Here is a 12,355-nt window from a genome sequence, read left to right on the forward strand (position 1 = left end):
CATCGAGTCAGTATGGCGATCGCATCCCTGGTGAAGAAGCATCTACCTCGACCTCTCTCGTCTGTTGACATCCATCTGTAAGGGCGAAAAATTTTTCGCCCCTCTTTGATCGGTCATAGTGTCGCCATCAGTACAAGACAGGAAACAGATGAAATAGATACTCGCAGGCCTGATTGAATGTCTGACCTAAATCATCTATTAATCAAAGTCAGCGAAGGAAATAGCATCTGCATCAACACCCAGTAACAGAGCAACGCGAGAGCCATTCGCCGTGATTAACGTATTTTGTCCGCGCTGGCTAATCGACAAATCATTGAATTCCAAACTACCGGAGAGCCTCAACTCGTCAATCCCGTCGCGGAAGTCACGAATCACATCATTTCCTCTGATTTGCAACACAAACGTATCTCGTCCGCCTCCACCAATCAGAACATCACGCCCATTGCCCCCAATCAGGTCATCGTCGCCAGCACCGCCATTCAATCGGTCATTGCCTGCCCCACCATACAGATCGTCGTCGCCAGCACCGCCAATCAATTGGTCATTGCCTGCCCCACCATACAGATCGTCGTCGCCAGTATTCCCAACAAGCCGATCGCGACCGGCATCGCCATACAGGTCATCACTCCCTGCACGACCAATGAGGACATCATTACCATCGAGTCCCCGTAAAACATCATCACGGTTCGTCCCCGTCAGGCGATCGCGACCAGCAGTTCCCTGACGGCTCAATTCGGGGAGGGGGAGCTCAGGGAGCTCAGGGAGTTCAGGGAGTTCAGGGAGCTCAGGGAGCGGAACAGCTATGGGAGAGTCATCGATCGAGACGGCATCAAATTCACCACCTTCAAATTCACCCGTAACGTTAATTTCGTTACCGACGGAGAGATTTCGGCGGGTATTGTCACCAAATACACCCCAAGAATCGACCGTCAACACGCGATCGCCTGTATTGAGCATGAATCCATCTTCAAAAACTCGTGTGACCGTCCCGCTAAACGTTTGCTGACTTTGGCCGATTCTAGTCGTCAGAGTTTGTGTCACGATTCGATACCTCTCTAAAAATTCACAGTCGGGTTTAACGTATCTGAGTGCTATCAAATCTGTTTGGTAGCGCCTTGATTGATACAATAAAAGACGATTATGACGAGAAGATGACATGAGGAATGTGGCAAATGATCGCTTGACCGGCGGTTTTGAATGGGGTTACTGATTGCGATGATTGGGGCGATCGCCCAAACCATCGATTCTCCCCCTCCCCTGGAAACCCTCCTCGCCCAAATTGACGGCGATTTCGCGATCGCCCTTTTGGCTCAATGCCAGAAAATCGCCTGACTCGATGGCATCGTCACCCCGGAGGAAGAGGCGGTGTTAAAACAGATCGAAGATACCCTCAAAAACTAATATCAAATTTGGGCGCCGTGCCTTGCGCCCCGACAATTTAATCCTGGGTTGCCAATTGTGGCGATTCTTCCGATCCTTCTTCCGGCGTTATCTGCGCTTTTTGGCGGACCGAACGCACCGCGTCGATCGCCTCCCGAATCACCACCGCCGTCGGCACCGCCACCACAATTCCCAGCAGTCCCCCCACTCTCGCCCCCGCCAACAGGGCGATCAGCACCCAAAATGGATTCAACCCCGTCACGCTTCCCAACACCCGCGGCGCGAGGCCGTTTTCGATGATCTGCTGCACGACGACGGAGGCCAAAATCACCTGGACGGCGATGCCGATATCCCGCAAAGCGACCAAAAATGTCACCAAAATAATTCCCACCGTCCCCCCCAGGGGAACCAACGCCATCAAACCGATGGTGAAACCGAATAACAGACCGAAGGGCACTTTTAAGATCGCAAAAATCGACATCAATGCAGCCGCCATGCAGGTGGCGACGATCAATTGTCCGATAAAATAGTTTTGGAAACTGCGGCGCAGGGTGGCGGAAAACGGAGTTTGAATGCGGGTGGGAAGCCAACTGACCAAACTTTCCCAAACTTCCCGGCTGTGCTGCATCAAATATAACGTTAAAATGACCGTCAATAAGATATCGACCAGGGTGCTGGCGGTGAAGACGGCGACGCCCAACGTCAGATTTAAAACCTTGCCCGCGATCAGTTGCAACTGCATTTTGAGGCGATCGCCAATTTGAGTGGCAACCCCGTCAAAACTGATCGGCCAACCCCACTCCTCGATGCGTTCATCCAAGATCAGTAGTTGATGTCTTCCCGAGTCGAACCATTCCGGCAAACGGGCCAACAATTGCTGGGCTTGGGCGATGACGGGGGGCAACAGGGTGACACCGAGGACGAGAACGGCCAGGACGGCGATCAAAAATACCAAAATCGAGGCCGGCGCCCGCGGCAGTCCCCGGCGTTCCAGCCAATTGACGGGGTAGCTGAGTAAAAATGCCAGCAGCGACGCGATGACAATGGTGACGAGGAGCGATCGAAAGTAACTGAAAATTGTCGAGAACGCCCAAAAATTCAAGACCAACAGGGGAGCGGCGAGGCCGATCAAAAGTGTTTTGGAGGTGGTGCTGAAGCCGTCCCACCAACTAGCCCATCGGTTTTTTGATGTCGATTCACCCGAACGATTCATAGAATGGCTACGATGAACGCCTTTAATTTGTTAGTCTACTATCAATTTTGACGCTGGATTGATTTTTGCCCACGCCGGTGAATCTCGATTGAAAGCAGTGGGGGCGATTCGCTTTCTCGCCCCCACATCCGATCGGCCCAGTTTTTGCGATCGCCGCTCAACGGTTGCGGCGGCGCAGGCGGGTCATGGCCAGGGCGCCGACCCCCAAACCGATCGCCAGGGTGGGTTCGGGGACGGGTTGCGTTTCCAAATTCACCACTTTAATTTGGTAAGCCAGGGCTGACTTGAGGCGGTTTTGTTCCCCTTCCCAACTCATAGTGCTGCGGCCCGTGAGGGTGAAGGGTTCGGTCACATCGCCAATCCACAGGTAGTCCGCGCCCCATCCGTCGGTGGGATTGTCCACGGCGGAGCGATCGCCCACGGCCACGCCGTCCAGGAACAGGTTGTCCACCACCATGCTCATCCCCACATCGGCTCGGGTGCGGATGAAAATATCGGAAAACGGAGCGGTAAAGCTGTTGGAAACGGAGGTTAACGGATTATTATCGAGGTCGAATAGGCTGTAGATCCAGTTATCGCCGTCATTCTCCAATTTAAAATTGTAGGATGCCCCATTTTCCCAGGCGAAATTGGTCTGATTTTGACCGGTCAGGCCCGCGCCGCTGTGGTCGAAAATCTTGAATTCTTTTTCAGCCGCGCCGCCCAGGTCGCCGAACCGACTTTCCGCCACGAAGGCGGTATCGGGGGCGGAGTTGCCCTCCGGAAACAGGTCGTTGTACATCCAGTCGGCGCCGTAGGTGCCATCCATCGAGGTCAAGTGACCTCTGAGGGTGAAGGCCGAGGCGGCTTGGGGAGCGGCGATCGCGGCTAGGGTCGCCACGGCAAGACTGAAGAGTGATTTGTGAGTGAGCATCGGAATCTCCTTTCGGTGTCGCTCGGTCTGCCCAAAGCCGGAACACGCGAGCGCTTTTTTGTGACTTCATTTTGTTTCTTAATTCCATTCAAACATCGAACCCATATGGTCGCCATAACAAATGGTAAGGTGCGACAAATTTTTACAAAAATTTCGACCTTTATAAAGAAGTCTTTAAAAGTGGCGTGACGCCGATCACAACCATCGCGGGGCGCGAAAACTCCAAAACCTCGATTCCGTGGCGATCGGCGGCGGTCAACCGCCCCCGTCGGGAGATTTCGGGATTTTCGGACGTCCGAACTGTTCGTCGGGTTGCCAGAGCAACCGGAAGCGAGTGTATTGACAGTTCGGCGAGGAGAAACCCCCTTGAAACCCCGATTTCAAGGGGGTTTCAGTGGCCCACTCCCCATTCCCCAGGAAGGGGAGAGCGGGGGAAACGGACGCTCGCCCTCGGCCCACACCGGGCGACTCGATCCCTATATCTGTCCAAAGATAGAGTTTTTTGAGGGAAAATGGAGTTAAAGTAATCAAACTTGGCTTTAAAACTTTTCCTTTTGAGGCTTGGGATGATTTAACTCCCTCAGATTCTTTCTAGCATACAATGAAAGGTGATCGAACCCGATCGAATCCAATTGGTCAGTCTTTTTATGGATATTCAGCTCATTAACATTGGTTTTGGTAATATTGTCTCTGCAAACCGCGTTGTTGCGATCGTCAGTCCGGAGTCGGCGCCCATCAAGCGTATCATTACAGATGCGCGCGATCGGGGACAACTCATTGATGCGACCTACGGACGCCGCACCCGAGCCGTGATCGTCACAGATTCGAGCCACATCATCCTCTCGGCTATCCAGCCCGAGACGGTGGCCCACCGATTCGTGATCCACAAAAATGGTGCCGCCCGCGAAATTTGAAGGTTTGGGAGAGTCCCCGCAGCCGTCCGAACTGAATTGATCGACGTATGAACTTGAAATGACCGACCACAATCATGGCAAACTGATCGTCATTACCGGGCCCAGTGGAGTCGGAAAGGGGACGTTGGTGCGATCGCTCCTAGAAAAACACCCGGAACTGCACCTGTCCACCTCCGCGACGACCCGCCCCCCCCGCCCCGGCGAGGTAGACGGAAAAGACTATTTTTTTGTCAGCCGCCATCGCTTTCAACAGATGGTGGAACGGGGGGAATTGATCGAGTGGGCGGAATTCGCCGGCAACTATTACGGCACGCCCCGGCAGGCGGTGACGGAAGCCATCGCAGCGGGAGAATCCGTGCTGCTCGAAATCGAACTCGAAGGAGCCCGACAGATTTCGCGCACGTTTCCCGAAGCCGTGCGGGTGTTCATCCGGCCCCCGTCGATGGCCGAATTGGAGCGGCGGCTGCGGAGTCGGGGCCAGGACTCGGAAGAAGCGATCGCCCGTCGCCTGAACCGGGCCAAAATTGAGATGGAAGCGACGGCGGAATTCAACTTTACCCTCGTCAACGACGATCTCGATCGCGCTTTGGATAAATTGGAAGCGTTGTTATTCGTCCCGGTGTGATGGAAAACGGGGGATGGCTGGAAAAAACCGATCGCTCGCAGCGAGCTTGGCAGGAGGCTAAACAGGGTCAAATTCACCTGCAACGGCGGGACTGGCCGGCCGCGATCGCCTCATTTCGGCGGGCGGTGGAACTGGACCCGGAGAGTTCCTGGTTTCACCACCACCTGGGGGAGGCCCTCTGCCAACAAGACCGCTGGGAAGAGGCGGTGGTGGCCTTCACCCGAGCCGTCGCCCTCAACCCGGACTTTTCCTGGTCCCACTACAACCTCGGCCGGGGGTGGGCGAACCTGAAGCGGTGGCGGAACGCCGCGGCCGCCTACCGGCGAGCCGTGGAATTGGAGCCGAATTTCCACTGGTCCCACTACGGCCTGGGGGAAGCCCTGATTCACCTGCGGCGGTGGGACGAGGCGATCGCAGCCCTCCTGAAAGCGGCCGAATGCCTGCCGACACCGCCGGAAACCGACGACTGGACGACCGTCGCCCGCCGGCTGGGGGAGGCCTTCCAAGGGCGCTCCTCACCGGGTTGGGAGCCAACCTGCGAGGACTATTGTCGGGCGGCGACGGATTCAAATTGTTCGGAATTGTCGGTTTTGCGGGAAAACCCCGAACTGTGCCGGCAACTGGCCCGGGACCTGGCCGGCCGCCGTCAAATTCCCGGGGCGATTATTTTGTACGCGATCGCCCAAAAACTGCGGCCCGACGACCCCGACATTACCCGGGAACTGGAAACTCTGGTGGAGAAAAAAAAGCGCCTGGAGGCGGACGTGACCCGGCGCCACCGGGAGATCCGGGAGCATCCGGAGCGGTGGTCCCACTTCGAGGCCACAGATGGAGACCCCCCGCCGCCCCCTCCCCCGGAGCGATCGCCCCGAAATTCGGGTCAAATTCAGTTCGACGACGACCGCCACATCGACCCCCGAGACATCCTCGACCTCTGGAGGGCCGTCGGATGGCGACCCCAACCCCGCGATCGCCTGCAAAAGGCCCTGGAAAATAGCTTTCTGGTGATCTCCGTCTGGGAGGTGCGATCGGACGGAAAACGCCTCGTCGGCTTCGCCCGGGTCATTTCCGACGGCGCCCTCTACGCCACCATCTGGGACGTGGCGATCCGGCCCGAGTTTCAGGGCCGCGGCCTCGGCCGGGTACTCCTACGCCACCTGATCGACCGCCTGGGGCGGGAAAACATCGCCGACATCACCCTATTCGCCGGCAGCGGAGCCGTCGATTTTTACCACAGCCTCGGATTTGTCGCCGACCCCAACGGCATCAAAGGAATGTTTTGGTTTTGCCCCTGATCCCCCGCCCAGTCCGCCACAAATGTGCAATTATATCTAAAGTCGAAACGGTAACGTGGAACTGCCGGCTACGCACCTTGAAAATCTCGTTTGAAAGGTGAACGTCACCCGTTCAAAGGTGTCGAGGCGGGCGTCCGTTTCGCGTTGGGTCGCCAACAGGGCTCGGGGACAGTCTCCCCGGTCGTTTCAGTCCACATTCACAAGGTCTATGGTTCGCCAACTGTTTTATTCCTCTGCAATTTCTCCGGCTAACACCGACAGGCCGGCAACGGTCTACCGCGATCGCCGCCGAATTGCCGCCAAAGGAGAGCGACATCCCCTCTACCGGGCGGTTTTATTCATGTTGCTGGCGACCGGACTGATGGGGCTGCACGTCCACCGCCTCGTGCAACTGCAACTGCTCGACGGGGCACAAAATCGCCTCCGGGCCGAGGAAAACCGCATCCGCCTCATTCCCATGCCCTCGAACCGGGGCCGCATCCTCGATCGCAACGGCAAACCCTTGGCCGACAACCACCAAGTTCGCGGGGTGTATTTGTGGCCGAAGGAACAGACCCCCGAACAGTGGAAGGTGAAGGCGGCCCAACTCGGCAACGTCCTCGACCTCCCCGCCGAGAAGATTTTGGAGGCCCTCGAACGGGTCGGCTACCGCTCCGCCTCCCCCGTTCGCATTGCCCGCCACCTCACCCCGGAAGCCTTTATCTGGCTGGCTGAACATTCCCAGGAGTTGACGGGGGTGGAAGTGCGGGTGGAGTCGAGCCGCTACTATCCCCACGGCGACCTGGCAGCCCAGGTGGTGGGCTACATCGGAGAGGCGACTTTGGAAGAATTGAAAGCCCATCCCGAGTGGCCGATGGGCATGATCGTGGGACAGTTGGGCGTCGAAGCCTCGGCCAACGACCAGTTGGCGGGGAAGTGGGGGGCGCGTCTGGTGGAGGTTAACGCCCAAAATGAGGAGCTGCGACTCTTCGGCGAACGGCCGTCCGAAGGGGGCAAACCGGTGAAACTGACCTTGGATTTGAACGTTCAAAAGGCTGCGGAGGCGGCTCTGGGCAACCGTCGGGGGGCGGCGGTGGCCCTCAACGTCAAGACGGGGGAAGTGTTGGCGATGGCGAGCTCTCCCCGGTTCGACCCCAATCTGTTTACCCGGCAAATCACGCAGCAGCAGTGGGAGGAGTTGCAAGAACTCGAACACCCGTTCCTGAACCGTGCCCTCCAGGGATACCCCCCCGGAAGTACGTTCAAGATCGCCTCCTCGGCGGCGGGGATGGGTTCGGGGGAATTTTCTCCCGGATCGGTCATTGCCACTTCGGCTTCAATTACGGTGGGGGGGATCACGTTCCACGAACACAGCGGCGGTTACGGCGTGATCGGGTTCCGGGACGCCCTGGCCTTCAGCAGCAATACCTTTTTCTACCGCCTGGGAATGGCAATTGGTCCGGAAGCGATCGCCAAGTGGACCGAACGTCTGGGCATCGGCACGACGGATCTGAACCTGCTGGGCCTCACGGAAGGCTCCACCGGGTTCATTCCCACCCCGAAAAATAAAGAGGAAATCTACGGAGAACCCTGGTATTTGGGGGATACCGTCACCATGTCCATCGGCCAGGGGTCGGTGCTGACCACGCCCCTGGAATTGGCGGTGATGGTGTCGGCGATGGCTAACGGCGGCAACCGGGTCAAACCTCACCTGCTGGCCGACCTGACCGGGACTCCCCAAACCCAACCCGAGCCGACGGGATTATCGCCGGAAATCATTTCTACCATCCGCGATGGCTTGATCGCAACGGTGCAGTACGGGACGGCCCAGGGGATGAACGACGGCACCATCCCCCTCACCGGCGGCAAAACTGGGACGGCGGAGGTCTGGGGTCAGGAATCCCACTCGGTTTATGTGGGGTTCGGCGCGGCCGACAAGGCGGAAATTGGCGTGGCGGTGGTCGTGGAAAATGGCGGCTACGGCTCCAAGGCGGCGGCCCCCGTGGCGAAGGAGATGTTCCGGGCTTATTTTAATGGGAAAAAGTAGGGAAAAATCGGAGTAAAAAGGCGAGATAAAAGGGGCGATCGCTCGATTTTTAATTAATTTTAATTGGAGTCGCGCCGATGATTGAAAGGATCAAATTCTGCTGTCAATCAACGCCGGGATTTTTGATAGTGGGATCGGTTTTGCTGGTGGCGATCGCGGCGGTCGATTTTTTCACCACCCCGGAACTCTCCCTCGCCATCCTCTATTTGCTCCCGATCCTGTGGGTGGCTTGGTACGGGGATAAATCCTACGGTTTTTTATTCTCCGTCCTGTGCGCGATCGTCTGGGGAATTAATGACATCACCAGCCAGTCCTATTCCAATTCCCTGTTTCCCATTTGGAATGCCCTAGTCCGCCTGGGTTTTTTCCTGATTATCAGCTATTTGCTTTCGGCACAAAAACTCGCCTACGAACGGGAAAAGCAATTCGCCCGCACGGACGGACTGACGGGGCTCATGAACCGGCGTTTTTTTTGGGAAGTGCTCGAAACCGAAATCCACCGATCCGCACGATTCAAGCATCCTTTTACCCTGGCAATTTTCGACGTGGACAATTTCAAACAGGTCAACGATCGCCAGGGCCACGCCAGCGGCGATCGCTTATTACAACTGCTGGCCAAAACCGTCGAGTGTGAAATCCGGGCTTCCGACGCGATCGCCCGGTTGGGGGGCGATGAATTCGTCCTCCTACTGCCAGAAACGGACGCCAACCCGGCACAAGCGACCCTGCAACGCATCCGAGAGCAACTTTTGGAGATGGTCTGCCACCACGATTGGCCGGTGAGTTTCAGCATCGGCGCCGTCACCTTTTCGGCCCCCCCCGATTCGGTCGCCGACGCGATCGCGGCCTGCGATCGCCTCCTCTACCAAGTCAAAAATGAGGGCAAAAACGCCGTCCGACACTCGACAATTAACAATTAACAATTAACAATTAACAATTAACAATTAATAATTAATAATTAATATGGCCCGGGAGTGGCGGTTCGGAAAAAGCTGAAAGGATGCCAAATTTGAGGGAAACAAAATTGAAAATTACAAAGGACAAGAACTCGACGCCGGAAGGGGGGTTCCGTTACGGGCGATCGCATCCGCTTCGAGCCAGTTTACAATGGCGGGTAAAAGCCCGCCTCACAGCCATTCGCCCCGACGGAATGGACTTTCATGGCGATAGCGCTTCGCGTTTCTCAATCGGGAATAGGAAATAGGAAACTTTTCACTTTTCACTTTTCACTTTTCACTTTAACCCATGATCCCACAACTGTTTCAATGGCTGCCGGACAGCCCCATCGTCGAGTTTACAATCTTACTGCTCGTTTCCCTCACCATTCCCCCCTGGTTTGAACGCCTGAAACTGCCGGGACTGGTGGGACTGTTGGTCGCCGGCGTCGTCCTCGGTTCCCACGGCTTGCAACTCCTCGACCCCGACTCCGAAACGATGAAATTATTTTCGGATATCGGGAAAATTTATTTGATGTTCGTCGCCGGTTTGGAAATCGATCTCGTCCAATTCCAACACCAAAAAAATCGCTCCCTCGGCTTCGGTTTCGCCACCTTCGCCGTCCCACTAATCACCGGAACATTAATCGGCTTCGCCTTCGGTTTCGGCCCCAACGCCGCCATTTTGATCGGGTCCCTGCTGGCCTCCCACACCCTCCTGGGCTATCCCATCGTCCAGCGGTTGGGATTGGTGGATGTCGAGTCCGTTATCGTCACCATCGGCGCCACCATTTTCACCGATATCAGCGCCCTATTCGTCCTGGCGATTTGCGTTTCCATCCACGCCGGGGAGTTTTCGGGATGGGGTTTCGTCGTCCAGTTGGGCACCTTGGCGGCTTACTCGGCTTTCGTTTTGTTGGGCTTCGATCGCCTCGGAAAAATCTACTTCCGACGCACCGGAAATAACGAAGGAAATCAATTTCTATTTGTGTTGTTGGTCCTGTTCGTCGCCTCCGTCGGCGCCAAATTGATCGAAGTCGATATGATCGTCGGCGCCTTTTTGGCGGGTTTGGCGATCAACGACGTGGTGGGGACCAGTCCCGTCAAAGAAAAAGTGGAATTTTTGGGGAGCGTTTTATTCATCCCCTTCTTTTTCGTGGCGATGGGACTGCTGTTGAATGTCCCGGTATTCATCTCCACCCTCAGCACCAGTTTCGGACTGACGATCGCGATCGTTTTGGGACTGATCGGCAGCAAATTTCTCGCCGCCTGGATCGCCCAATTTTTGTACGGCTACAGTTGGGCGGAAACCGCGATGATGTGGTCGCTATCCATCCCCCAGGTGGCGGCGACGCTGGCGGCGGCGCTGGTGGGTTTTGAAGTCGGATTACTCAGCGAAGCGGTATTTAATAGCATCATCGTCCTGATGTTGGTGACGTCCATCGTGGGGCCGATGATGACCCAGCGAGTCGCCCCCAGATTGTTGGCCGCGCGATCGCTCCCCGCCGTTTCCGAGTCTTTGTGGTGGGAAAATCGCCGGGAAAATTTACCCGGAGAACCCGCACCCTTTACCGTGGTCGTCCCCGTTTCCAACCCCCACACGGAACGGTATTTGATGGCGATGGCGGTGTTGTTGGCGAGACACGAAAAGGGCGCGATCGTGCCGCTGTCCGTCGCCACCCACGCCCAAATTCACATGGACGAACCGGAGTTGCAGCAGGCCCTCAAACACGGTCGGATGTTGCTGCAACAGGCGGTCCGCGTCGGGGAAGCCGCCAAAGTGCAGACGACCCCCGCCCTCCGCATCGATGCCGACGTGGCGACGGGAATTATCCGCACCGCCTGCGAACGGGACGCCAGTTTGATCGTCATGGGTTGGAGCGAGGAAACGGGGCTGAGGACGCGGTTATTCGGCAATTTGATCGACAGCGTGTTTTGGTCCTCCCACTGTCCGGTGGCGGTGATGCGGTTGCTGGCGGACCCGGTGGCGATGAAGCAGATTTTGGTCCCGGTGAAAAATCTCACCCCCCAGACGATGCGGACGGTGCGGTTCGCCCAGTTGTTGGCGGATACGAACGGCGCCCGGGTGATTTTGCTGCACGTTTGCGAGGGGTCCGCGCCGCCGGAACATCTGGAGATGCTGAAATCGGAATTGGTGAACATGGGTGCGGGCGATCGCTCCCCCGTCCGGTCCGACATCCGCATCGTGTCCTCCGACGACGTGGCCGCTGCGATCCTCTCGGAAGCGGAGATGGCGGATTTGGTGGTGCTGCGATCGCAGCGACGGCGGACGGTTGGCGGTTTGGAAGTCAGCAACATCACCAGCCAGATTATCGGCGAACTGCGCGGCTCGATCGTTCTGTTCGGCGAACCTCAAACCTAGGCTGGGAGGGAGATGGGGGGTTCGGCTCCCCGAAAGATATAAATTTTTATAATCGCAATCAAGTTTTTATATAAGTCAACCCTTGATCTGTCGGGGTGCGCTTGCTAAATTAGACCTATAGACAAAACAAGCACTGATTTCCGCGCCGAGGAAACAGTGAAATCGGAGTTAAAACAGGAGAAACAATCATGACCGCCGCCAATTTCAACAACCGCCAAAAATTGCCCTTTCAAGGTATCCGCACCTGGCTCGATAACTTCCAAATCGAAAATCCCAAAACAGCCCGGTTCATCTGTGAATTGATCCCCGCACAATGCCCGTTCGCCCGCGATATCAGCCTCTTAGGCCGCACAATCTTGCACATTCCCCCGCTTTGCAAATTGAATCCCTTCTACGAAGAAGTTGTGGGGATGCGGTTTCGGGCACTCTGCTATCTGGCGGACGAGTGCGGCGAAGATGTCTCCCAGTTTTTGGTCTAATTTTGATATGAAATATTCTCAAAATAGACCGGGTACGCCATGCTCACAACACGGTTTGGGAATCGATTCCCAAGCTCACGGCGAAAATATTCTGAAGAGGATGGGGGAGAATTTAGATCCCCCTAAATCCCCCTTGAAAAGGGGGACTTTGAGTTCGCCTCAACAACTGATATTCGATCCCCCTAAATCCCC

At 56.4% G+C, this 12,355-nt stretch carries 11 protein-coding genes; 8 read left to right on the forward strand and 3 right to left on the reverse strand.

Annotated elements, in window-relative coordinates; genetic code table 11:
* Window positions 1-198 precede the first annotated feature (198 nt).
* Complete coding sequence (locus tag AC0QHF_RS27580; RefSeq protein ID WP_324707490.1) at window positions 199-1,158, reverse strand: calcium-binding protein; 960 nt, start codon at window positions 1,156-1,158, stop codon at window positions 199-201.
* 39 nt (window positions 1,159-1,197) lie between these two features.
* Between AC0QHF_RS27580 and AC0QHF_RS27585 the strand changes: the two genes are divergently transcribed.
* A complete protein-coding gene (locus AC0QHF_RS27585; RefSeq protein ID WP_324707491.1) occupies window positions 1,198-1,332 on the forward strand; it encodes a hypothetical protein in 135 nt (44 codons plus the stop codon).
* Window positions 1,333-1,438: 106 nt separating this feature from the next.
* Here AC0QHF_RS27585 and AC0QHF_RS27590 read toward each other — a convergent pair whose 3' ends face one another.
* Both AC0QHF_RS27590 and AC0QHF_RS27595 read right to left on the reverse strand, forming a co-directional pair.
* Window positions 1,439-2,593, reverse strand: coding sequence for an AI-2E family transporter (locus tag AC0QHF_RS27590; RefSeq protein WP_324707492.1), 1,155 nt, complete (start codon window positions 2,591-2,593; stop codon window positions 1,439-1,441).
* Between the two features lie 157 nt (window positions 2,594-2,750).
* The gene (locus AC0QHF_RS27595) at window positions 2,751-3,506 is read right to left on the reverse strand and encodes a choice-of-anchor W domain-containing protein (protein ID WP_324707493.1); all 756 of its coding nucleotides are present in this window, start codon (window positions 3,504-3,506) and stop codon (window positions 2,751-2,753) included.
* A 647-nt stretch (window positions 3,507-4,153) separates the two neighbouring features.
* On the opposite strand from AC0QHF_RS27595, the gene remA reads away from it, so the two are divergent.
* From remA to AC0QHF_RS27630, 7 genes are all read left to right on the forward strand, one after another.
* Window positions 4,154-4,420, forward strand: coding sequence for an extracellular matrix/biofilm regulator RemA (gene remA / locus AC0QHF_RS27600; RefSeq protein WP_324707494.1), 267 nt, complete (start codon window positions 4,154-4,156; stop codon window positions 4,418-4,420).
* A 58-nt stretch (window positions 4,421-4,478) separates the two neighbouring features.
* Entirely contained in the window at window positions 4,479-5,045 is a 567-nt protein-coding gene (gmk, locus tag AC0QHF_RS27605) for a guanylate kinase (RefSeq protein ID WP_324707495.1), read from the forward strand.
* On the forward strand, window positions 5,045-6,340 hold the full coding sequence (locus AC0QHF_RS27610) for a GNAT family N-acetyltransferase (RefSeq protein WP_324707496.1): 1,296 nt from the start codon (window positions 5,045-5,047) through the stop codon (window positions 6,338-6,340). The genes gmk and AC0QHF_RS27610 overlap by 1 nt, the downstream gene beginning before the upstream one ends.
* Window positions 6,341-6,548: 208 nt before the next feature.
* On the forward strand, window positions 6,549-8,366 hold the full coding sequence (mrdA, locus tag AC0QHF_RS27615; protein WP_324707497.1) for a penicillin-binding protein 2: 1,818 nt from the start codon (window positions 6,549-6,551) through the stop codon (window positions 8,364-8,366).
* 77 nt (window positions 8,367-8,443) lie between these two features.
* Window positions 8,444-9,286, forward strand: coding sequence for a GGDEF domain-containing protein (locus AC0QHF_RS27620; RefSeq protein ID WP_324707498.1), 843 nt, complete (start codon window positions 8,444-8,446; stop codon window positions 9,284-9,286).
* Between the two features lie 325 nt (window positions 9,287-9,611).
* Window positions 9,612-11,684 (forward strand): cation:proton antiporter, encoded by a 2,073-nt coding sequence (locus AC0QHF_RS27625; RefSeq protein ID WP_324707499.1) that lies wholly within the window; start codon window positions 9,612-9,614, stop codon window positions 11,682-11,684.
* Between the two features lie 188 nt (window positions 11,685-11,872).
* Complete coding sequence (locus tag AC0QHF_RS27630) at window positions 11,873-12,163, forward strand: Mo-dependent nitrogenase C-terminal domain-containing protein (protein ID WP_324707500.1); 291 nt, start codon at window positions 11,873-11,875, stop codon at window positions 12,161-12,163.
* The last annotated feature ends 192 nt before the right edge of the window (window positions 12,164-12,355 follow it).

This window comes from Lyngbya sp. CCY1209 (assembly GCF_055795065.1).